This window comes from Paenibacillus sp. EKM10P, from assembly GCF_011800655.1.
Classification (GTDB): domain Bacteria; phylum Bacillota; class Bacilli; order Paenibacillales; family Paenibacillaceae; genus Paenibacillus; species Paenibacillus polymyxa.
This window is the reverse complement of record NZ_JAALET010000005.1, coordinates 165,341-188,722: the sequence shown is the minus strand read 5'-3', so window position 1 is coordinate 188,722 and position 23,382 is coordinate 165,341. Positions and strand designations below refer to the sequence as shown.

The window sequence follows — 23,382 nt, the reverse complement described above, 5'->3', positions numbered from 1 at the left end:
ATAAGTGTAATTACACAAGGAGATGATGACATGTCAGAACTGGGTCAGCAATTAAAGGAGGCCCGGCTGCAAAAAGGATTGAGCCTTGACGATGTTCAGGAAATGACGAAGATACGCAAACGTTATCTGGAAGCCATTGAGACGGGCGATTACAAAGTGCTGCCGGGAAGCTTTTATGTCAGAGCTTTTATTAAAACATACGCCGAAACGGTTGGGTTGAATCCCGATGAGCTTCTGGAAGGGCACCAAAGCAATGTGCCTGAACCTGAACCGGAAGCAGTCATGGAGCCTGTTACACAAAAACGCTCCAGCCGTCCCGCGACGATTGGGAATCTTAAATGGTTGCCTACAGCGTTAATGTGGCTTTTTCTAGTTCTCATTGTTGGGGTTATTTATGCTTATTGGGTGAGTAACAACCATTCCACTCCAAAAACAGCAGAAAATACAACGCCGATTACAACACCAAGTACACCAAGTACAACACCTAACACAACGCCAAGTACGACACCAAACACGTCTACTCCAAATACAACTACGACACCGAATAATGGTCAGACAACGGCACCAAATGGTGCTGGCGGGCAGACCCCTGATACGGGAAAAAACGGGGAAACCCAGCCAGGTGGTACGGGAACTACAGATGCGACTACTCCAAATCCTGGTCAGCAGCCGGATACGACTACGCCAGCGCAGGGAGTAACTGTGGCTCAGGATGGTAAGCAAGGCAAGACGACGATCTTCAAAGTCTCCAGTGCAACGGGGGCCACGGTCAAGGTTGATATTAAAGCAACGGGCGAAAGCTGGCTTGAGGTGTACAAGGGACAAAATTCCCGTGGAGAAAAGCTGAGCTATGGTATGACTAAAAGTGGAGATGCCATGTCTTTCGATATCGGTCCAGAAGGCTTATATATCAAATCAGGACGGTCTTCTGCCACGGATATTTCCGTCGCCGGCCAACCGATAACCGATAATAAATCGACGACTCGGGTGTTGATACAGCAAGGGGAAGCTTCTTCCACTGGAGCGAGTACTGGGGTGACGGGTTCAACGGATACGACGACAAATGGTAGTACGGATACTACACAAAGTGGGACAGATTCTAGTACAACTACTGATGGTGAATAAATGCCTTGTTGCGGGGAAATACTAATGACTGTAATTCTTGGAAAGTCAGTCATTTCATTTTCCGCAAAGTGAGGTGTATACGTTATGACCGTCAGCTGGATTGTGACTGGGCTCGGGATTATTGTCAGTTTACTGGGCTATTATCTAACACCGAATGCATGGGGCTATGGCATATTAGGCTTTGGTCTTGCTCACATTGTGCTTGGAATTTTGGATATGTTTAGAAATCCAACACGAAGTCACTATTAGAAATGTTAAACTGTAATTGTAAATAAAGGCGTTTTTGTCGGGGAACTGGCAAGAACGCCTTTTTAGTGAACGGATTATTGGATTTTTATAAATGACTAGCCTATAATTAGATATTGAACTTTGTTGTGGAAAGGAAAGTGAAACGATGGCTTCAGAAAATTCATTTGATATCGTCTCCAAAATGGATATGCAGGAGTTAACAAATGCGGTTCATCAGACGGAGCGTGAAATTGAAACAAGATTTGATTTCAAGGGGAGCAAAAGTAGCCTCAAGCTTGAGAAAGATGCTCTTACGATTGCATCGGAAGATGAATACAAGCTTAATGCGGTGATTGATATTTTGCAATCTAAAATGGTCAAACGAGGTTTATCCCTTAAAAATGTGGAATTTGGAAAATTAGAACCAGCCTCTTTAGGTTCAGTGCGTCAGCGTCTTTCTCTTAAGCAGGGAATTGATCAGGATAACGCCAAAAAAATTAATATCCTTATTCGGGATTCCAAGCTAAAAGTGAAAAGTCAGATTCAAGGTGATCAAATTCGAGTAACTGGAAAAAATAGGGATGACCTACAGGCCATTATTCAATTGCTGCGGAAAGCTGATCTGCCGTTGGAGCTTCAATTTACAAACATGAAATAAGCCGTTTTCTCTCATAGATTTTGTAGGACTAAACGTTGCTTGATGTGCAGCAGGTTATTTTGACATGCGTTTTGCGCCATATTATACTTGTAACGAAAATGCAGACATTAAGGTGTATAACGCTCGTCGAAAGCGATTTTACATAGGATTGATTTCAATCCGAAAGCTGCCATTTGTAATCAAGTACGATAATCAGGGGAGAGTGTGTTGTGAATTTACCCAACAGAATTACAATAACGCGGATTTGCCTTATCCCGGTGATGATGCTGGCTTTGCTGGTGGATTTTGATTTTTATCCGCCACCGATTGAGATCGGTGCTTTCAAGCTGCCGTATAATCAGCTGATTGCGGCTATTATTTTCCTTGTAGCAGCCAGCACAGACGGCCTTGACGGATATTTGGCTCGTAAAAATAATATGGTCACCAATTTGGGCAAGCTGTTGGACCCCCTTGCTGATAAGCTGTTGGTAACTGCTATTTTGGTTTCTTTGGTAGAAATGGGAAAAATCGATTCATGGGTTGTTGTTGTGATTGTCAGTCGTGAGTTTGCGGTTACGGGTCTAAGACAGATCGCTTTATTGGATGGCTCTGTGGTTGCTGCAAGCAATTGGGGGAAATTAAAGACGATCATCCAGATCGTTGCTATTGTAGCACTGCTCATTAATAATTTCCCGTTTGTTTTTCTGGGTATTCCGTTTGATTTAATAGCGATATGGGCAGCTGTGTTAATCACCATTTATTCGGGTATTGATTACTTTGTAAAGAATATCCATTTGCTGAGCTCCTCTAAAGTGTAACAGGATAAATCTTATGGAAACAGCAATAGGGACTTAACTTATTGCTGTTTCTTTACATAATTCCCACAATATACGCATCATAGGAGGACGAATTGATGAAAGCTGAAATTATTGCAGTAGGAACAGAGTTATTACTTGGACAAATAGTAAATACAAATGCCCAATATTTATCACAAGAGCTAGCTACAATCGGCATTGATGTATATTTTCAGACTGTAGTTGGCGATAACATGGATCGACTTCAGGAAGCGGTACGACTTGCTCAGAAGCGTGCGGATATTATTTTGTTTTCTGGTGGGCTGGGACCAACTCAGGACGATTTGACAAAAGATGCGATAGCGGCTGTATTGGGGCGGAAATTGCAGATAGATCGTCTTGCCATGGACAAGCTTGATCAGTTTTTCCGGAACCGCGGGGTCGAAATGACCGAGAATAACCGCCGGCAGGCGCTTTCTATTGAAGGAGCCACTCCGCTTGAAAATGAGACAGGTTTAGCTATAGGGGATGCGATTGCACAGGACGGTAAATTTTATGTGGTTTTGCCCGGACCGCCTAAGGAGCTTAAACCTATGTTTGCAAATCATGCTAAACCATGGTTGCTTCAGCAGGCATTGAGCGGTGAGGAGATGCCAATTTATTCGAAAATGCTAAAATTTGCAGGGATCGGTGAGTCAGCTCTTGAAACTCGCTTGCTAGATCTGATCCAATCCCAGACGGACCCCACGATTGCTCCTTATGCCAAGGAAGGGGAAGTTACGATCCGTATATCCACCAAGGCGGCCAGTGAGAGTGAAGCTTTAATTAAGCTAACGGCTACGGAAGTACAAATTCAGCAACGTCTTTCCGAATATATGTATGCAAGTGAAGATGTTACGCTGGAGAAGGTGATTGTAGATTTAATGGCCAAACGCGGACTCACTGTGAGTGCGGCGGAAAGCTGTACAGGCGGTATGCTGATGGAACACATCACTTCTATACCTGGCAGTGCTGTTATGTTTCAAGGTGGCATCGTGTGTTATTCCAATGAAATGAAGATGAAATTGCTCAATGTGCCCTATGATTATTTGGAAGGCGATCATGCGCCAGGCGCAGTGAGTAAGGAAGTAGCCCTTGTGCTTGCAGAGCAGGCAAGAATGATTATGGACAGTGATTTCGGACTTTCCGTTACTGGTGTAGCTGGGCCCGGATATTCCGAGCGGAAGCCAGTCGGTCTGGTGTATATTGGTATTGCTCAGCGTGACAAGGAAACGGAGGTATATGAGCTAAATTTAAGCGGTAACCGTGAGACCATTCGCTTGCGATCCGTCAAAGCTATCTTGTACAGATTGTGGCGTCGATTGGTAGAGAACGAGAAACTCTCTTAATTATCGATGAGTTGTTTTAGATAGATATTCATGATATAATCTCCTTATCGGAAGAACCGTTGCAAAGCTTTTTGCCAGCGGTTCTTTTTTCGTTTTATGAGAAAGGTTTAATTATAGAAGAGAGTTGTGGGAAATAAAAAAACGAATGTATGTTCGAAAAAATGCTTGGCAAGCGTGTCAAAACAAGGTATTATTAAAGTACAAACAATGAAGGATGTGAGTTTATTGTCAGATCGTCGTGCTGCGCTGGATATGGCGCTCCGTCAAATAGAAAAGCAATTTGGTAAAGGTTCCATTATGAAGTTGGGTGAGTCTACCCACATGCAAGTGGAAACAATCCCCAGTGGTTCGATTGCTTTGGATATTGCGTTAGGAACGGGCGGCTTTCCAAGAGGCCGGATTATTGAAGTATATGGACCGGAATCATCCGGTAAAACGACAGTAGCTCTTCATGCTATCGCAGAGGTGCAAAAAACAGGCGGACAAGCCGCCTTTATCGATGCCGAGCATGCGCTTGATCCGTCGTATGCGAGCAAGCTGGGTGTCAATATTGATGAGTTGTTACTATCGCAACCAGATACAGGTGAGCAGGCATTGGAGATTGCCGAAGCTCTTGTGCGTAGTGGGGCAGTGGATATTATCGTCATAGACTCTGTAGCGGCACTTGTACCGAAGGCAGAGATTGAAGGCGAAATGGGAGATTCCCATGTCGGTCTTCAAGCGCGTTTGATGTCACAGGCATTACGTAAGCTGTCTGGAGCCATTAATAAATCGAAAACCATTGCTATCTTTATCAACCAGCTCCGTGAAAAAGTAGGTGTTATGTTCGGTAACCCTGAAACTACACCAGGTGGACGTGCTTTGAAGTTTTACTCTACGGTACGTTTGGATGTTCGTCGTATCGAAAGCTTGAAAATGGGTAACGACATCGTGGGTAACCGCACACGTATTAAAGTCGTGAAGAACAAAGTTGCGCCTCCTTTCCGTCAGGCCGAAGTGGATATTATGTACGGTGAGGGTATTTCCAAAGAAGGAAGCTTGATTGACATCGGCACGGAGCATGACATTGTCGACAAGAGCGGAGCTTGGTATTCCTACGAAGGCGAGCGCCTTGGTCAGGGACGTGAGAATGCAAAGCAATTTTTGAAGGAAAATCCGAACATTGCTAGTACGATCGAGCAAAAAATCCGGGTGGCCAGTAATTTGATTACAACAATTGCTCCACCGACAGAAGAAGAGTTAGCGCAGGAGGCCAAGGAAGAACAGGAATTGCTGGAGCTTGAATAAGCTTGCCTGAGACTTCGCTTTTGATCTGTCATGTGAACTGTAGCCTAGGGATTATGGTACAGTCCGTTTGAATAGCATAATTCTGATGCCCTGCACAGTTGTGCAGGGCATTTTTGCATCAAATACAGTCTGCTTTGTCAGCAGAATCTAACTTTTGCGTAGCAGGTGATCATAGGCTGCTTTCGTGAATTTCAAAGTGAGGGAAACATAGTGCAGTTGGACGATAAAGATGAATACACTTCGGAAGAAGATAAACAGCAAGGGATTTCTCTTTTTCCAGATCATGAGGAATTGATGATTACTAGAGTGGAGCAGGGGCAGAGACGCAACCGTGGAAGATACATCATTCATTTTGGTCCATATTCACTGTCTGTATTGGAAGATGTAATGATCAAGTACAACATGTTCAAAGGAACGTCATTCGTCAAAAAAGAACTAGAAGATATCGTTCTGGCAGATGAAAAACAACAGGCTTATGTACATGCGCTGCGCTATTTGGGGCAAAAGCCTCGTACACGTCAGGAAATTGCCCAGCGTTTAGCGCAAAAGGAAGTGGATCAGACTGTTATTGATGAGATATTGGTGCGATTGCAACGGGAGAAGCTTGTAGATGATGATTTATACGCCCGTCAGTGGGCAAGACAGCGTATAACAAGCCGACGTAAGGGTAAGATGTGGATCAGACAAGAACTTCGTCAGAAGGGCATCTCTAAAGCCTCTATCGGGGAAGCATTAGGTGAGATCACTGACAATGAGGAGTGGGAGAGTGCATTGTCGATTGGACGTAAAAAATGGAATCAGGTACGTGGTGATATAATGGATAAAAAAAGGAAAACATTTCCGTTTCTTATGAGACGCGGATATTCGGGGGATATGACACGCCGCGTGGTCAATCATCTCAGTGCGGCTGAGCAAGACGGAGCTTTCGATGACGAGGAATTACTGCATTGGGAGGAATAAGTTGCAAAACGGTAGCTGAACTTCTGGCTAGATGAGCTAATTATGATATGGACAGCTGCACGGTAGTCTACTAATGTTTGCATTCCCTTGACAATGCCATTTGTCAAATAATAAAATATATATGAAACGATATTTGTGGAGTGCCCTTTTTCCTTCCAAAAAAGCGGAATCCACGGTAAAGTTCTCATCGCCAAATAACAAGTGATGCCGCTATGCCAGGCGGAATTGTACGTGTGAAAGCATGTGCATATGAAATGAAGCGACCTTGAGTCGTTATCTTAGTTTGACGATCAAAGTAAATGTGACAATTTCAAAAAGTCCCAAGGAATGCCTTGGAGGAACCAACGGGGAGGTGAACAGTATGATGACTGCGATCTGGTTCGTTCTCGTTGCTGTAGCCGCGTTATTCTTTGGGTTCGGGATTGGTTATTTTATTCGCAAATCTATTGCAGAAGCTAAGATCTCCAGTGCGGAAGAAGCTGCCGCGCAAATCGTGGAGAACGCGAAAAAAGAGGCAGAAGCGCTGAAGAAGGAAACGGTATTGGAAGCAAAAGATGAAATTCATCGCATCCGTGCCGAAGCTGAAAAAGAAACTCGTGAACGTCGTAATGAAATTCAACGACAGGAACGAAGATTGCTGCAAAAAGAAGAATCGCTGGATAAAAAATTGGAATCGCTGGAACGCAAAGAAGAACAAGTGGCCAACAAAGAGAAACGAATCGATGAAACCCAGCAGCAAATTGATTTGATTTACAAGAGCCAGGTAACTGAGTTGGAGCGTATTTCTAATCTTACGATGGAGGATGCAAGAAGTATTATTCTGACCAACGTAGAGCAGGAAGTTCGTCATGAAACAGCTCAGATGATTAAGGAAATTGAACAGCAGGCCAAAGAAGAAGCGGACAAAAAGTCCCGCGAAATCATCACACTGGCCATCCAACGCTGTGCGGCAGATCATGTAGCAGAAACGACGGTTTCTGTTGTGACATTGCCGAACGAAGAAATGAAAGGCCGGATTATCGGACGCGAAGGCCGTAACATTCGTGCACTTGAAACCCTTACTGGAATCGACCTCATTATTGATGATACGCCGGAAGCTGTTATATTGTCCGGATTTGATCCGATTCGTAGAGAGATTGCGCGTACTGCTCTTGAGAAGCTCGTAGCGGACGGACGGATACATCCGGCTCGTATTGAAGAGATGGTGGAAAAATCCCGTAAAGAGGTGGACGAACGAATCCGTGAGTATGGTGAACAGGCTACCTTTGAAGTGGGTGTGCATAGCTTGCATCCGGATTTGATCAAGATCTTGGGACGTCTTAAGTTCCGTACGAGTTACGGACAGAACGTATTGAAGCACTCGATGGAAGTTGCATACTTGACAGGTCTAATGGCCGGGGAACTGGGCGAGGACGTTGTACTGGCAAGACGGGCAGGATTGCTGCATGACATCGGGAAGGCGCTGGATCACGAAGTGGAAGGATCACACGTTGAAATTGGCGTGGAACTGGCGAAGAAGTACAAGGAACACCCGGTCGTTATCAACAGCATTGCTTCACATCACGGCGACTGCGAAGCGACTTCAGTGATCGCCATGCTGGTTGGAGCGGCAGATGCTCTGTCAGCAGCAAGACCGGGAGCGCGGCGTGAAACGCTAGAGACGTACATCCGTCGTCTAGAGAAGCTCGAACGCATCTCCGAATCTTTTGAAGGCGTTGAGAAATCATACGCAATTCAAGCCGGACGCGAAGTTCGTGTCATGGTACAGCCAGAGAAAATTGATGATGCGGAAGCATTCCGATTGGCCCGCGATATTACGAAAACGATTGAGAATGAACTGGATTATCCAGGGCATATTAAGGTTACCGTTATTCGCGAGACCCGTGCGGTAGAATACGCAAAATAAAAGCATTTCAATGAAAAGTGGCCGCTGCTTGTAGGGCCACTTTTCATTATGTAAGGCAGACTAGGGAGGGTTTTCTATCAACGTATTATTTATTGGAGACATCGTCGGCAGTGTAGGCAGAAAGGCACTGAGGGAGAATCTCCCTTCGCTAAAATCAAAATACAACCCGCATGTTATTATTGTGAACGGAGAAAATGCAGCTTCGGGAAGAGGAATTACTCAAGCCATCGCCAGAGAGTTTTTTGATTGGGGCGTTCATGGGATTACGATGGGCAATCATACATGGGACAATAAGGAGATATTTGATTTTATAGATGATGAGCCGCGGATCATCCGTCCGGCTAACTTTCCACCAGGGACACCAGGTCGGGGTTATACTGTTGTAAAAGGTGGAGGTAAGGAACTAGCCATTGTTAACCTGCAAGGTAGAACCTTTTTGCCAGCTATTGACTGTCCATTTCGGGCAGCAGATGAAATTGTAGACGAGCTACGCAAAAAACATAAACATATTCTAGTAGATTTTCACGCTGAAGCCACTTCCGAAAAAATTGCTATGGGCTGGCATCTGGATGGACGCGCATCAATCGTGGTAGGAACGCATACACACGTACAAAGTAATGATGATACGATTTTGCCACAAGGAACTGCGTATCAGACAGATGCGGGAATGGTAGGTCCTTATGAGGGCGTGCTTGGTATGCAGAAAGAGGCTGTATTACAGAAATTTCAGACCCAGCTTCCGGTACGCTTTCAAGTGGACATGGGCAAATGGCACTTTCATGCCATCAGCGTAGAGCTCAATGATGACGATGGGAAAGCCCGGAAAATTCAGAAAATCAGGCTTAAAGAAGACGAATGGCGGATGGATTAACTTTGTTGTGAGCTACTTAAGGAAAGAATAAGGAAAACTGTCACCAAAAAGCAGGAATTTTTTGCTGACCCTCGAATAACATCTAATAGTGGAATCAAACCATCATCATTCCCAGGGGAGGTACTTACTATGGATGTATTAAAAGTATCAGCAAAATCCAATCCCAATTCAGTTGCAGGCGCACTCGCAGGAGTACTGCGTGAACGCGGAAATGCAGAATTACAGGCGATTGGAGCGGGTGCACTAAACCAAGCCATTAAAGCGGTAGCCATTGCCCGGGGATTTGTCGCACCAAGCGGAGTGGATTTGATTTGTATTCCTGCTTTTACAGACATTGTTATTGATGGAGAAGATCGGACTGCGATCAAATTGATTGTAGAGCCAAGATAATAAATAGAAGTTGCCTGAGCCTGTTTACGTTTTGTAAACGGGCTTTTTTGCTTTGTGGTTAGCTCCTATGGTTTTCAAAATAAATTTGTGGGCTTTAATCCAATGGGGGTATAGTGCATGAATGATAAGTTTGAAGCGAATTGGCCAGTTGTTGATCTTCACTGCGACGTGTTATGTAAAATGCAACTCGATTCGCAGGTAGATTTCAGTCATTCATCGCTTGATGTCACAAAAGAGCGTTTGCTAGAAGGCAACGTAAAGTTGCAAACGTTCGCTATATATATTTCACAGGTATTGGGTACGCCAAAATTTGAGCATGTGGTTCGTCAAATTGAACTGTTCAGGCAGCATGTGACTTCTACCTCAGGCGGGTTAAAACCTTTGCTATGGAGAGAGGAATTGGCAGCACTTAAAAATATGTCCGCTGCACGTCAAATGGAGCAAGTACACCAGACAGACGTAGAGAAGCAAGCTGGAAAGATAACGAATTGGGATAGTAATGGAACGAATCATACAGAGTCACCTTGGGCGTTACTCTCACTCGAAGGGGTAGATGCGCTGGAAGGAAATCCGTTTTATGCGGATGTGTGCTATGCATTGGGAATACGGTTGATCGGGCTGACGTGGAATTATGCAAATTGGGCGGCTGACGGCATTATGGAGCTTAGAGGTGGGGGTCTAACCCGCAAGGGACATGATTTGGTCAATCGCTGTAATAGTCTGGGACTGCTGCTAGATGTATCACACTTGTCTGTACAAGGCTTTTGGGAAGTGATGGAGGAGGCGGCCTTACCGCCCATCGCCTCGCATTCGAACGCCTTTGCGAGATGTCCTCATCCCCGTAACTTGCGGGACGAACAGATTGGGGCGCTGATCGCCCGCAACGGACGAATTGGGTTGACCTTTGTCACGATGTTTCTGAAAGAGCAGGGTACAGTACACGCTGAGGATCTGTTACCGCACATTGAGCACATTTGTTCATTGGGTGGCGAAAGACATTTGATGTTCGGCTCTGATTTTGACGGTATCGAGGCCCATGTGCGAGGACTGGAGCACGCGGGGAAATATCCGGCTTTTGCAGAACTACTGCTGAAGCATTACTCTGAGGAGCTGGTCAAGGGATGGCTTGGAGAACATGCACTGGACTATTTAAGAACAAATCTGCCATCTAAAATGTTGTCCTAAATAGCTTAATATCGCAGTTGTTTTCGGCTGAGCATTTTCTTGACAAAGCGAGAACGATTACGAAATAATTGGAGCATCCGAGGATTGCATGGTGCTAAAATAACGCTTTCCGAAATTGGGCATACGTAGAAGCGAGCCTGAAAGCACCATGCTATACCGCCATACTAGAGGGGAGCTCCGTTACATCATGCTGATAAAAAAGGTTACCTGGCTTGAACTCTTTTATGATTTATTGTTTGTAGCAGCTGTGTCCAAGGCAACTCATGTTTTACTACATGTTGAGCATGGTAGTGTTGGTTGGCATAATTTAGAGAAGTTTATTTTGATTTTTATTCCGATCTGGTGGGCATGGGTGGGGCAAACAGTCTATAACAATCGTTTTGGTCAAGACAGTATAACGCATCGGATTTTTATGATTTTGCAATTATTTTTTGTGTTAATCATGACTGCTAGCCTGAATATAGATTTTGATGCGTATTATGTATCTTTTTTTGTTGGCTATATTGGCTTAAGAGGTTTGACTGTCGTTCAATATTTGCTTTTGGCCCCCAAGGAAACGGCTCATAAACAGGAAACAGCTCGTTTTTTTGGAACCTATCTTTGGGTTGGGATCGTTATCTCTAGCTTCTCCCTTTTCTTCGACTCGTGGGTTCGATATTTGATTTTGTATACTGGCATTGCGGTTGATATCCTCGTTCCATTAATCGGTCGTAAAAAATTGGTGATCACACCTATCCATACAGAGCATCTTTTGGAGCGTTTTGCACAGTTCACCTTAATCCTGCTTGGAGAATCAGTGATAAGTATACTTTCTGTTTTACAATCCGATCATTTCACGATCTCTTCCATTGGTTTTGCTGCTTTGACATTTGTATTGGTCATCGCAATCTGGTGGCAATATTTTGAGAATATAGAGAAGCGCGTAGACAAATCCAAACAAACAGCAGGACAGACTATTATCTATGGTCATTTGTTTATTTATCTTTCTCTTAGCATGCTTGCGGCTTCCATACAGCTCTTGTTTTTAGGGCAAGCAGCCTATACTTTTGTGCTTTGCTTTACTTTTGCTTCTGTTTTTATTTATTTTTTGTCAGTTTTGCTGGTATTCCATCAGTACAGATTGAGTCATCTTAAACCTCGTCTCAGAGTCATTCTTTTCTTAACTGGAATCCTCTGTGCGCTGTTTATTCTGAATATATTTATTGTAGTTCCTCATCTCATCGTAGCTGAGATCATGCTTTTCTTTCTTCTGTTTGCAAAAATGACGGTTTGATCCCAGTTTTATATGGACGATATGTATGGCTGGTTAGGGCGAAAAAGGGAACTTTATGCGCTATCCTTTTCTTTCTTGTCGAAATAGGAGTATAATAACATAGATGTGTAAAGTATTGTATAGAGAAAAAGGAGTGACCACACGATGACTAAAATCGTACCTGTCGGCGTTTCCGCCCGTCATATTCACCTGACTCAAGAGCATATTGAAATCTTGTTCGGAGCAGGCTATCAATTGACTGAATTTAAACCTTTGTCCCAACCAGGACAATTTGCCGCAAATGAAACGGTAGCTGTAATTGGTCCTAAAGGCCAATTTGATAAGGTTCGCATTTTGGGACCAGCTCGTCCAGCTTCCCAACTGGAAATCTCTCGCACAGATTCCTTTGCTATTGGTGTAAAGGCACCTGTACGCGAATCCGGTAGCATTGATGGTACACCAGGAATTACAGTGAAAGGACCAGCCGGAGAAGTGGAACTGCAAGAAGGCGTTATCGTAGCAGCCCGCCATATCCATTTCCATACATCCGATGCAGCTAAATGGGACATTAAGGACAAGCAGTTGCTGAAAGTACGTGTTGGCGGCGAACGTGGCCTTGTATTTGAAAATGTTCTTGCACGTGTGTCCGATTCTTTTGCTTTGGATATGCATATTGACACGGATGAAGCGAACGGAGCCGGTGTGAAAAACGGTGACACTGCTGAAATCGTAGACTAATACACGTATTGAATACACAAGTTGTAAAAGTCCGATTCTTGCAAAAGAGTCGGGCTTTTTTTATATACTATAAATACACCAATGCTCACCTTATACATAAAAAACTTTGTGCATCACACTGCATCTGATTCGTATCCGGGGATGATCTATGGCTATGACCTATAAATCATGCTATAATTTAGTGTAATGCCTTTTTCAAAGGTTTTTTGGAGCATAAAATAAAATAACCAACTGCCTAAAGATACAGTAAATCACAAATTAGCTCGTGAAATAGATGGTGTAAGGAGTGACCAGCGAATGGCTAAGGAAACAAAAGATTACTCCAAATATTTTGATTTCTCGGATGCGAAGATTATTTCTGAAGATGAGCATAGCAAAAAGATTCGTATTCGCGGACGTGAAATCAACATTATGGCGGAGCCGAACCATAGAAAAGAAAAGCAGCGTGGTAAAGAGGACGTACAGGTATTGTATGATAACGCAGTCCCGGATGAGCTAAAGCATATCGGTGAGGGCAAGCATTATATCGTATATACATTCGGTTGCCAGATGAATGAGCATGATTCCGAAACAATCAAAGGTTTGCTGGAGCAAATGGGCTACCAGGCAACCGAGGATCGGAAGGAAGCAGACATCATTTTACTGAACACCTGCGCTATCCGTGAAAATGCGGAAGATAAAGTGTTTGGTGAGCTGGGTCACCTCAAGCATCTCAAAACAGAAAAGCCAGGACTTTTGCTCGGAGTGTGTGGCTGCATGTCGCAGGAAGAGAATGTCGTGAACCGCATTATGCAAAAACATGGTTTTGTCGATATGATCTTTGGTACCCATAATATTCACCGTTTGCCTCAGCTCGTTAAGGAAGCACTCTTTAGCAAAGAAATGGTGGTCGAAGTGTGGTCCAAGGAGGGCGACATTATCGAAAACCTGCCGAAGAAGCGCGAGGGTATGCGGGCTTGGGTAAACATCATGTACGGCTGTGATAAGTTTTGCACCTATTGCATCGTTCCCTTCACACGTGGTAAGGAAAGAAGTCGCCGACCAGAGGATGTTATTGCTGAGGTACGGGATTTGGCCCGTCAAGGATTTAAAGAGATTACCTTGTTGGGTCAGAATGTCAATGCCTATGGCAAGGATTTGAAGGATATGAATTACAGATTCGGAGATCTGATGGATGATATGCGCAAAATCAATATTCCGCGTGTACGTTTTACGACCTCTCATCCGCGTGACTTTGACGACCATTTGGTTGAAGTCCTTGGTAAGGGTGGCAATCTGGTGGAGCATATTCATTTGCCTGTACAATCCGGTAATACGGATATATTGAAGAAAATGAACCGAAAATATACTCGTGAGCGTGTTCTGGAACTGGCCGCGAAGATAAAAGCAGCTGTTCCGCATGCTTCTCTGACAACGGATATTATCGTCGGTTTCCCGGGTGAAACAGACGAACAGTTCGAAGATACTCTATCTTTGGTGCGTGAAGTGGGCTATGACTTTGCCTACACATTTATTTATTCACCACGTGAAGGCACACCAGCGGCTTCGATGGAAGATAATGTGCCTATGTCGGTAAAAAAAGAGCGTCTCCGGCGTCTGAACATTGCTGTGAATCAAAACAGCCTTCGCTTTAATAGTCGATTGCGTGGCGAAGTGGTGGAAGTGCTGGTGGAAGGCGAGAGCAAAAATGACAGCAACGTGCTTGCTGGTCGGACTCGTTCCAATAAGCTGGTTCATTTTGAAGGATCGAAGGATCTGATTGGTTCCTTTGTCCAAGTTAAAATTACAGAACCTATGACCTTCTACATTAAAGGTGACTTGGTTCAAACGCCAGTAGCGGTTAACGGATAAAAAGAACAGTCTAGCGGGCTGCATGCGGTTTGAATAAAAGGCTGCGTGCAAGACCATCTAAGTGAGAAAAGGAGCGATGGACAATGACAGAGGAGCGGTTGCAACAAACAGAACTTCAATCGGCGGCGCGCCAGCATGATCATTTGGTCAATCGCGATATGATATTGGCAAAGGCCAAAGAGTTGGCGGGTATTCTGGGCAGCAGTGAGGAAGTACAGGTGTTCCGGAAAGCAGAAGAAAAGATTCAGGATCATGAGCGCATCCAGCAACTGATTGCAACGATGAAGAAGAAGCAAAAGGAAATTGTAGCATTTGAATCTTTAAAGAATCAAAAAATGATTGCTAAAATAGAGGCTGAACTTCAGGAGCTACAGGAAGAGCTTGACGGTATTCCAATTGTAACAGAGTTTCAGCAGAGCCAGGTGGAAATTAATGAGCTACTGCAAATGGTGATCACGGCCATCCGTGATACGGTTGCTGAAAAGGTGAACGTAGAAGAGGGGAAGGTCACTTCCTCCTCTAATTGCAGTGACTAGAATAAGATTTGTGGTGTGGAGGCTTAGCTTCCACGCCTTTTTTTCGGAAGCAATTAGTCATCGTATATGTTCATGGGACATCAAGAGAATTGCGACAGCATAGAAGGGATGGAAGAGAGGGAATGGATAAGTTGCGTAAGATGCTAGAGGGTGAAGATAATACCTTTTGGGAGTATTTAGGATGTGAGCTGATCACAGCTGACGCTAACGAGGCACATATCGCTTTGGAGGCCAAACAACATCATACCAATGTGATGGGGATTGTACATGGGGGGGTGCTCACTTCATTGATGGATCAGGCGATGGGGATGGTCAGTATGGCTTCACGAAATATGGATCCATGTGTAACAACGAACCTGAATGTTCATTTCTTGTCAGCCATGGGACAAGGACGACTGGAGGTTAAAGCACGGATTATTCATCAGGGAGGCCGCACTATAACCACCGAGGCAGAAGTAAGGGATAGCGAAGGTACACTCGGTTGTACAGCTACAGCAACGTTCCGAGTGTTGCGTCAACAAGCAAGTGACTCAGGTAAGGCCTAACGCTTGACAAAAATTTTTATTATGTCATAATGAATTTATCAAAACGATATAATATGGTGATGCCAATGGATAGCAATCGTATAAACGAAGAGGCGCAGAAGGCGTCTTATAACATTAAGAAATACCGTACCCCGGATGGTGCTCCGGCGGATATCGTAATGTTTACTTTAACGAAGCGTGAGCGCAAGACGGTAACAAAGACATTGCCGATTCGTGAGCTGAAAGTGATGCTCATCAAGCGCCGGAGTTGGCCGTTTGCGGGACGCTGGGCGTTGCCTGGAGGGTTTTGTCAAGAAGATGAATCCATATATGGAGCGGCCAAGCGGGAACTGTTAGAGGAAACCGGTGTAGACGGCGGGCATCTGGAGTATTTGGGCGTATATAGTGGACCAGGCCGTGATCCGCGCGGGTGGATCATATCGCATGCTTTTTTTGCGTTGGTAGAGGAATGGATGCTAGAGCAGCGGCAAGCGGCTGATGATGCTTCTGAGGTCGGGTTATTTACGATCAGAGAAGCGTTGGAGGAATTGGAGCTGGCGTTCGATCACCGGGATATCATAGTCGATGCTTATCGCAAGATTCAGTTGCAGATGCTTCAGACAACGATAGCCAAGCAGTTTTTACCGCCACATTTTACACTGGGTGAATTGTATCAGGTGATTCAGAGCGTCGTACCGGATTTCGAAGAGCCGAATTTTATTCGCAAAATAACATCGACTCGTAGCAGACAAGGAATACTGGAAGAGGTTCGGGATGAGAATGGTAAACCGCTGAGTTCCAATCAATATTCACAAAGACCGGCCCAGTTATATCGCTTTAGTGATAGGGTACCGCGTTTATCTATCTATACGTAACGTTTATTGGGATAGGTTACGCATAGAGCGTGCAATCTCACTTTGATGATAAGGAGCTGACTGTACGATGAAGGCACTGATTGTTATTGATTACACGAAGGATTTTGTGGATGGTAGTCTGCCTGTGGGGCTACCTGCGATTGAGCTGGATGAACGGATCACAGCCATCACGCAGGCCTATGTAGAGCAAGGGGACTTTGTTGTCATGGCTGTTGATTTACATGAGGAGAATGACCCTTATCACCCGGAGAGTAAGCTGTTTCCTCCACATAATATACGTGGAACCGATGGACGACAATTGTATGGGAAGCTCCATAGCCTTTATAAGCAACAAAGTGATCGTATCTACTGGTTGGATAAAACACGATACAGTGCTTTTGCTGGTACAGATCTGGAACTCAGGTTGCGCGAACGCGGGATTCTGGAAGTACATCTGATTGGTGTGTGTACAGATATTTGTGTGCTGCATACGGCTGTAGATGCTTATAACAAAGGTTTTGCTATTACCGTATATAAGGACGCTGTGGCGAGCTTTAATCAGGCGGGACATGACTGGGCTTTGGGCCATTTTGAGGGAAGTCTTGGAGCCACGGTGTGGTCGGCTGAAGATACGCTTTTGCGCCAGAAGAAGTAAAATAACTGAATGATTGTGCACCAATGTCCGATAACAAAATGGAGTCGGATATTGCTGAATCTGGGCAGACAAGACGGTATGCCGTCACCAAGCCAGGGACCAGGGACAGTCAGAGAGGATGATACGATGAAGTCAACGAGCCTCGCATTACATACAGATAAATATCAGATTAATATGATGTACGCCCATTGGGTGAACGGAAGTCACCAACGTAAAGCTGTGTTCGAGGCGTATTTTCGTAAGCTCCCTTTCGGTAATGGATATGCCGTGTTCGCTGGTCTGGAACGCATTGTGAATTACATCTCAAATTTGCGGTTTACAGAAGAGGACATTCGCTATCTGTCAGAGCAGGAGGAAAAGTACGATCCCATGTTCATGGAGGCATTGCGCCAGTTTAAGTTTGGCGGAACGGTCCATTCGATGAAAGAAGGGGCGCTTGTTTTTCCAAATGAGCCTCTGGTCCGTGTTGAAGGAACAATTATGGAAACGCAGCTTGTCGAGACGGCGTTGTTGAATTTTATGAATTACCAGACACTCATTGCGACAAAAGCATCGCGTATCAAGCAGGTGGCCAGTGACGATACACTGCTCGAATTTGGTACACGGCGTGCGCAGGAGGCAGATGCAGCGATTTGGGGAGCGCGTGCAGCTTATGTTGCAGGTTTCGATGCGACTTCTAATATGCTGGCAGGCGAACATTTTGGGATTCCGACAAAAGGAACACATGCCCATTCATGGGTACAAACCTTTATGACGGAGCAAGAGGCGTTCGACGTGTACGCGAAGGTTTTGCCAGATCAGGTTACATTGCTGGTAGATACCTTTGACACGCTGGAGAGCGGTGTTCCTCATGCGATTCGGACAGCAAAGATGCTGGAGAGTCAAGGCAAGCGTATGAATGCCATCCGTTTGGATAGCGGTGATTTGGCTTATCTATCTATTCAGGCCCGGGAAATGCTGGATGCCGAAGGTTTGGATTACGTACAAATTGTTGCTTCCAACGATTTGGATGAAAATACGATTTTCAATCTAAAAGCCCAAGGTGCACGTATTGATGTATGGGGTGTAGGAACACAGCTGATTACGGCTTCAGATCAACCTTCATTAGGCGGAGTGTACAAGCTGGTTGAGCGGGAAGTAGACGGTGAAATGCTGCCGACGATTAAGATCTCGGGTAACCCGGAAAAAGTATCTACACCAGGCAAAAAGGATGTATACCGCATTGTGGATAAGAAGAAAGGGAGAGCTGTAGCTGATTACATTTCTTTCCCGGATGAAGAACGTCCGCGCAATGGTAAGCGCCTGAAGCTGTTTAACCCTTTGCATCCATATATGAAGAAGTATGTTGAAAATTACGAAGCTGTACCGATGCTTGAACCTATTTTTATAAATGGACAGAAGGTATACGAGCTTCCCGAACTGGATGAAATTCGTGCCTATCATGCTTCACAGTTGAAACTGTTTTGGCCAGAATATTTGCGGAAGCTGAATCCTGAAATTTATCGTGTTAATCTTAGTGAGAAGGTATGGGAGCTGAAGCAAAAGCTGATTGATAGCTACATGCAGCCCGAAGTTGAAGAAAAAGAATAATGTGAAAAGGCACCTCATTCATATGGGGTGCCTTTTTGTGTCGGCGCATGTGTGGAATAGGAGCTTATTTATAAATTTCTCTCATCACATGTCGCAGTTCAGGAACAATAATGCGTTCCATTGCCAAACGAACGGCTCCGCGGGAGCCAGGCATAGAAAACACAGCTGTCTGGCCCACAGTACCCGCTACAGCCCGGCTTAATATAGCTGCTGATCCAATGTCCTCAGCAAAGCTTAAGTAACGGAAGATTTCACCAAAGCCAGGTAGTTCCTTATCCAGTAAAGAGGAGATGGCTTCATATGTAGTATCACGCGGAGAAATGCCAGTACCACCTGTTAAAAGTACAGCCTCGATGTCCTCATGTGCTGCAGCTTCGGTTACCAACTGCCGGATACCCTCATAGTCGTCTTTGACGATAACATATCGAACAACCTTATATCCATTCGTTTCTAGTAGTTCCTTGAGCAGTCGGCCCCCAGTATCGGTTTCCATGGTTCGTGTATCAGAGACGGTCACGACCATGCAGTTAACCTGCTGCGGAGACTCCCGTCGGTGCTCCTCTACAGATGTTATGTTCATTACAATCTTCACTCCTTGATTCATGGTTAAGCATATTCTTTTTTTACAATAGAGGAATGACCGACTGGATGCAAGTCAGAAACGAGGGATAAAAAGTTATGTGATTAATATCCTTGCGCTTGCACCTTGGAATATAGTACACTTCCTTACATAAGTCGGGATTTTCTGGGTTTATTTTGTTGAAAGCGCGAACATCAATTGATTAATTTCAAGGCTCAGCGGGTAATAGTACAGCAGGATCAACAACTGGGAGGTAATTGTATTATGAATCATTCATACCAAAAATGCGTGGATGCTTGCCTGGAATGTATGAACGCTTGCAATGTATGCTATGTAGCAAGTTTGAAGGAATATGATTTAGCTATGCTGCGTGAATGTATTCGAGTGAGTAGGGAATGCGCAGAGATATGTGGGTTTGCTGCTCAAATGTTGCAGCGCGGAACGGATTTTGCCGAGGAAATCTGTGAGCTATGCGCCAAAGCCTGTGAGGTATGTGCTGCTGAATGCAGCAAGCATTCCCATAATCATTGCAAACATTGTGCAGAGGCCTGCCGTCATTGTGTTGAGGCTTGTCGCCAATTGGTGGCAGTGTAATTACATATACAGAACTAGTCCCTGAAGAGGGAATAAAAGGTTGCTTTCTACTAAATAGGTTTGTATAATGGTGGGAATTAACGTCAAGGAACGGGAGAGTAGCAACGGAACCGTATCATTACAGCGAGCCGGAAGAGGTGGAAGCCGGTATGAAATCCGATGTGAAGCGCACCCGGGAGACGGTTGATCCAACGATAAGAACTTCTAGTAGATCAACCCGGCTGACACCGTTATTTGTCAATGGAGTGAAATCGCGATTTGTGTAAGCTAGCTTTATCTACACAACCGATTTACGAAGAGTGGTACCGCGGGGATATCGAAGTTCTCGTCTCTTGATTATATCAAGAGACGAGGGCTTTTTTTGTTAGATCCTATAAAAAGAAGGAGAGAGGAACATGTTGTTGATGATTGCTACCCAAGCTATTTTAGCTCATACGGGCTTGGAGGAGAAAGAAGTTTTATCTTTATTCGAGGTGCCTCCGCAGCCTGAATGGGGAGATGTGGCGTTTCCCTGTTTTGTGCTGGCTAAGAAATTTCGAAAGTCTCCACAGCATATTGCAATGGAATTGGCAGAGCTAGTAAGCCATGAAGCGGGTCTAACCGCTACAGCATCGGGTGCCTATGTAAATATTACATTGGATCGATCTGTTCATATTCCACCTATGCTAGCTGAATTGAGCAAGACTGAGTTTCTCAAGCCCAATATTGGGCATGGACAGCGAGTAGTAATTGATATGTCCTCGCCCAATATTGCCAAACCATTTGGTATCGGTCATCTTCGTTCTACTGTTATCGGTGCCGCCTTGTATCGCATACTTAGTGAAACCGGATATGTACCGATTAGTGTGAATCATCTAGGGGATTGGGGGACACAATTTGGCAAGCAAATTGCGGCCTATAAAAGATGGGGCAATGAAGAGCAGCTACAACAGGATCCGATCGGGGAATCATTGAAGTTATATGTCCGTTTTCATCAGGAGGCTGAGCATGACCCGTCTTTGGAGGATGAAGGCCGCGAGTGGTTCCGACGTTTGGAGCACGGGGATACTGAGGCTCAACAACTATGGGAGTTTTTTGTTGAAGTCAGTCTGGGTGAATTTGATCGTATGTACCAACGTCTTAACATTTCGTTTGACCATGTGTTGGGGGAAAGCTTTTACAATGATAAGATGCAGGCAGTTGTTGCCCAATTAAGAGCAAAAGGACTGCTGGAGGAAAGTGATGGGGCACTTGTGGTTCGTCTGGAAGACGAGCAGCTGCCACCATGTCTTATTTTGAAAAAGGATGGGACCACCATTTATCCCACCCGTGACCTGGCAACAGCGATTTATCGTCATGAAGTGATGAAGGCTGATCGGCTGCTGTATGTCGTTGGCGGGGAACAGAAGTTACATTTCCAACAGGTATTTGCGGTGCTCAAGCATGCAGGGGAGGCATGGGCAGAGCAATGTGAGCATGTACCGTTTGGTTTAATGCGGTTTGCAGGCAAAAAAATGTCCACAAGACGCGGCAAGGTGGTGAGACTGGAGGAAGTGCTGGATGAAGCTGTAGCGCGTGCTCAAGCCATTATTACGGAGAAGAATCCCAATTTGCTGGAACAAGAGGCAATAGCAGAAGATGTCGGCATCGGAGCGATTATTTTTGGCGATTTAAAAAATAACCGTCTGAATGAAGTGGATTTTTCGTTGGAGGAGGCATTGACCTTCGAAGGTGAGACTGGCCCTTATGTGCAGTATACCCATGCGCGTATACGCAGCCTTCTGGAGAAAGCTCGCGCTCGCGCTGAGGTTGATTCTAATTCCAGTGACAACGTCCTTGGTCAAGAAGGGCATTCTCCTGAATGGAATATCGTTTCGGATGAAATGCTGGGTGACGCAGGCTGGGCCTTGCTTAAGCAGTTGGATCGCTATCACGGGCAGCTGATACGTGCTGCTCAGCAACTGGAACCTTCGGTTATTGCTAGATTTGCATTGGATACAGCACAGGCGTTCAACCGTTTTTATGCTAAGGAAAGGATTGTCGATGGTGGACAGTGGCGCATTCAGTTGGCGGAACAGACTGCAGATATGCTGGCAAGTACACTGCGACTTCTTGGACTGAAAGCCCCTAACCGGATGTAAGCTACCACAAGTGGGTATTTTTGTTAGGTGCACTGCTGCTTTTGCTAGCTAAAATTACTGCGAATTAGCTCTTTTCTCTAAAAGGCGCTGCAAAAGGAAAACTATCATAGACACTTTTGGGTTTGCATGGAGATGGTGAGCAGAAAAGAGCAAGACGGGTTACACTAATCGCAGGGTATTCCAATGTTTTGCAACCAATTTGTGCATATTTGAAACATTTGATGGTTTTATTGCGTCCGTAAGTATAGAAGCAAAGTAAACATGGAGGTGTATCTCATGATCAAAAATAAAAGCGTGGCAGCTGCGCTGCTTGTCGTCTGTTCATTGGCTGTGGCTACGTCGGCTTCTGCCTTTCGTGATATAAAGGGAGCTGAGCAGGAGAAGATCGTAAGTTCACTTCAGAACAAAGGAATTATTCAAGGGATAACCAAGGATAAGTTTGCACCGGATCAAACGCTCACGTATGCACAAGGAGTACACTTGGTTGTTCGGGCGATGGATCTTCAGGTTATGCCTGATTTTACAACGGGCTCCTTTGCAAACATTCCGACTTCCGCATGGTATGCCGATTCCTATCGGATTGCAGTCCAGCACCAAATCCCTCTGTCACCGGATATTGATCCAAGTACCCGCATGACTAGGGAGCAATTCGCGAATATTCTGTATAAAGCAGTGAGTGCAACGGGGGAATATCCAACGGTCCGTATGCTTATTAACATAGCAGATGGCAAAAAATTAGACCAAGAGTCGAACGAAGCAGTTCAATTTCTTTTGTTGACCAAAATTGCAACATTGGATGAAAAGAGTAACTTTAACCCGGATCGTAAAGTAACGCGGATGGAGGCAGCTGAAATGGTCTATCATGCATCCGAGTTTGTACAAAATCATAAACCGGTGCAAGCCACTCCGGAAAATCCAGCTGAGCCTGTAGACCCGGCTCAACAAACCAATATTAGTATGAGCATAGAGAAGGCGAATGACCAGCAGAACAAAGTGACCATCACTCGTCTGCAGGCACCTAATCCGGGTTATGGCATTGAAGTGGATCACATCGACTACGTAGATGAAACGAATGCAGTCATTTACTACAAGCTGACGAGTCCAAAACCGGGTGAAATGAACATTCAAGTCATTACGGATACCCATACCAGTACATTGGTAGACAGTAAGTATAAGGTTACGCTCAAAGCAGTCGATGGAACAGTGCTTCCTCCCACAGGTACAGGCACGTCTGTAGCTAAATAAAACGACAAGATATGTCATATATAAAATAAAGCCAGCGAGTCCCCAATATGAATGGAGACCGCTGGCTTTTTC

23 protein-coding genes and 1 other annotated feature are annotated in these 23,382 nt (G+C 44.9%); of the genes, 22 read left to right on the top strand and 1 reads right to left on the bottom strand.

Annotated features, from left to right (window positions below):
• The first annotated feature begins 30 nt into the window (after positions 1–30).
• The 19 genes from HFE01_RS15400 (at position 31) to HFE01_RS15310 (ending at position 18,771) form a co-directional block, all read left to right on the top strand.
• On the top strand, positions 31–1,125 hold the full coding sequence (locus HFE01_RS15400) for a helix-turn-helix domain-containing protein (protein ID WP_107734218.1): 1,095 nt from the start codon (positions 31–33) through the stop codon (positions 1,123–1,125).
• A gap of 84 nt (positions 1,126–1,209) precedes the next feature.
• Positions 1,210–1,374 carry a hypothetical protein gene (locus HFE01_RS15395; protein ID WP_013370749.1) on the top strand — a complete coding sequence of 55 codons (165 nt, stop codon included), beginning with the start codon at positions 1,210–1,212 and terminating at the stop codon, positions 1,372–1,374.
• 145 nt (positions 1,375–1,519) lie between these two features.
• A complete protein-coding gene (locus HFE01_RS15390) occupies positions 1,520–2,011 on the top strand; it encodes a YajQ family cyclic di-GMP-binding protein (RefSeq protein WP_013370750.1) in 492 nt (163 codons plus the stop codon).
• A 209-nt stretch (positions 2,012–2,220) separates the two neighbouring features.
• Positions 2,221–2,808, top strand: coding sequence for a CDP-diacylglycerol--glycerol-3-phosphate 3-phosphatidyltransferase (gene pgsA, locus HFE01_RS15385; protein ID WP_016821003.1), 588 nt, complete (start codon positions 2,221–2,223; stop codon positions 2,806–2,808).
• A 95-nt stretch (positions 2,809–2,903) separates the two neighbouring features.
• Positions 2,904–4,172, top strand: a complete 1,269-nt coding sequence (locus HFE01_RS15380) for a competence/damage-inducible protein A (RefSeq protein WP_016821004.1) — start codon at positions 2,904–2,906, stop codon at positions 4,170–4,172.
• A 225-nt stretch (positions 4,173–4,397) separates the two neighbouring features.
• Entirely contained in the window at positions 4,398–5,459 is a 1,062-nt protein-coding gene (recA, locus tag HFE01_RS15375; protein ID WP_025364668.1) for a recombinase RecA, read from the top strand.
• Between the two features lie 210 nt (positions 5,460–5,669).
• The gene (locus tag HFE01_RS15370; RefSeq protein ID WP_107734217.1) at positions 5,670–6,419 is read left to right on the top strand and encodes a regulatory protein RecX; all 750 of its coding nucleotides are present in this window, start codon (positions 5,670–5,672) and stop codon (positions 6,417–6,419) included.
• Positions 6,420–6,780: 361 nt separating this feature from the next.
• Positions 6,781–8,325 (top strand): ribonuclease Y, encoded by a 1,545-nt coding sequence (rny, locus tag HFE01_RS15365; RefSeq protein WP_013309958.1) that lies wholly within the window; start codon positions 6,781–6,783, stop codon positions 8,323–8,325.
• Positions 8,326–8,401: 76 nt separating this feature from the next.
• Positions 8,402–9,196, top strand: a complete 795-nt coding sequence (locus HFE01_RS15360; protein ID WP_025364670.1) for a TIGR00282 family metallophosphoesterase — start codon at positions 8,402–8,404, stop codon at positions 9,194–9,196.
• A 129-nt stretch (positions 9,197–9,325) separates the two neighbouring features.
• Positions 9,326–9,586: a stage V sporulation protein S gene (locus HFE01_RS15355; RefSeq protein ID WP_007430104.1), complete on the top strand. Its 261-nt coding sequence runs from the start codon at positions 9,326–9,328 to the stop codon at positions 9,584–9,586.
• A 117-nt stretch (positions 9,587–9,703) separates the two neighbouring features.
• The gene (locus tag HFE01_RS15350) at positions 9,704–10,771 is read left to right on the top strand and encodes a dipeptidase (RefSeq protein ID WP_107734216.1); all 1,068 of its coding nucleotides are present in this window, start codon (positions 9,704–9,706) and stop codon (positions 10,769–10,771) included.
• A 187-nt stretch (positions 10,772–10,958) separates the two neighbouring features.
• Positions 10,959–12,044, top strand: a complete 1,086-nt coding sequence (locus HFE01_RS15345; RefSeq protein ID WP_107734215.1) for a low temperature requirement protein A — start codon at positions 10,959–10,961, stop codon at positions 12,042–12,044.
• A gap of 144 nt (positions 12,045–12,188) precedes the next feature.
• Positions 12,189–12,761, top strand: a complete 573-nt coding sequence (gene pduL, locus HFE01_RS15340; protein ID WP_016821010.1) for a phosphate propanoyltransferase — start codon at positions 12,189–12,191, stop codon at positions 12,759–12,761.
• 297 nt (positions 12,762–13,058) lie between these two features.
• The gene (miaB, locus tag HFE01_RS15335) at positions 13,059–14,612 is read left to right on the top strand and encodes a tRNA (N6-isopentenyl adenosine(37)-C2)-methylthiotransferase MiaB (RefSeq protein ID WP_019687016.1); all 1,554 of its coding nucleotides are present in this window, start codon (positions 13,059–13,061) and stop codon (positions 14,610–14,612) included.
• 83 nt (positions 14,613–14,695) lie between these two features.
• Positions 14,696–15,148 carry a YlbF/YmcA family competence regulator gene (locus HFE01_RS15330; RefSeq protein ID WP_016821012.1) on the top strand — a complete coding sequence of 151 codons (453 nt, stop codon included), beginning with the start codon at positions 14,696–14,698 and terminating at the stop codon, positions 15,146–15,148.
• A 122-nt stretch (positions 15,149–15,270) separates the two neighbouring features.
• The gene (locus HFE01_RS15325; protein ID WP_016821013.1) at positions 15,271–15,693 is read left to right on the top strand and encodes a PaaI family thioesterase; all 423 of its coding nucleotides are present in this window, start codon (positions 15,271–15,273) and stop codon (positions 15,691–15,693) included.
• 65 nt (positions 15,694–15,758) lie between these two features.
• On the top strand, positions 15,759–16,547 hold the full coding sequence (locus HFE01_RS15320; RefSeq protein WP_013370763.1) for an NUDIX domain-containing protein: 789 nt from the start codon (positions 15,759–15,761) through the stop codon (positions 16,545–16,547).
• Between the two features lie 67 nt (positions 16,548–16,614).
• The gene (locus HFE01_RS15315) at positions 16,615–17,181 is read left to right on the top strand and encodes a cysteine hydrolase family protein (RefSeq protein ID WP_107734214.1); all 567 of its coding nucleotides are present in this window, start codon (positions 16,615–16,617) and stop codon (positions 17,179–17,181) included.
• A gap of 126 nt (positions 17,182–17,307) precedes the next feature.
• Entirely contained in the window at positions 17,308–18,771 is a 1,464-nt protein-coding gene (locus HFE01_RS15310; protein ID WP_019687018.1) for a nicotinate phosphoribosyltransferase, read from the top strand.
• 64 nt (positions 18,772–18,835) lie between these two features.
• Here the strand turns inward: HFE01_RS15310 and HFE01_RS15305 are convergent, their stop codons facing one another.
• Positions 18,836–19,351, bottom strand: a complete 516-nt coding sequence (locus HFE01_RS15305; RefSeq protein ID WP_016821016.1) for a MogA/MoaB family molybdenum cofactor biosynthesis protein — start codon at positions 19,349–19,351, stop codon at positions 18,836–18,838.
• A 264-nt stretch (positions 19,352–19,615) separates the two neighbouring features.
• Between HFE01_RS15305 and HFE01_RS15300 the strand changes: the two genes are divergently transcribed.
• The 3 genes from HFE01_RS15300 (at position 19,616) to HFE01_RS15290 (ending at position 23,310) form a co-directional block, all read left to right on the top strand.
• Positions 19,616–19,945: a four-helix bundle copper-binding protein gene (locus tag HFE01_RS15300; protein ID WP_016821017.1), complete on the top strand. Its 330-nt coding sequence runs from the start codon at positions 19,616–19,618 to the stop codon at positions 19,943–19,945.
• 77 nt (positions 19,946–20,022) lie between these two features.
• Positions 20,023–20,281, top strand: a binding site (T-box leader).
• 59 nt (positions 20,282–20,340) lie between these two features.
• Positions 20,341–22,065: an arginine--tRNA ligase gene (argS, locus tag HFE01_RS15295; protein ID WP_107734213.1), complete on the top strand. Its 1,725-nt coding sequence runs from the start codon at positions 20,341–20,343 to the stop codon at positions 22,063–22,065.
• Positions 22,066–22,341: 276 nt separating this feature from the next.
• Positions 22,342–23,310 carry an S-layer homology domain-containing protein gene (locus HFE01_RS15290; protein WP_107734212.1) on the top strand — a complete coding sequence of 323 codons (969 nt, stop codon included), beginning with the start codon at positions 22,342–22,344 and terminating at the stop codon, positions 23,308–23,310.
• Positions 23,311–23,382: the final 72 nt, after the last annotated feature.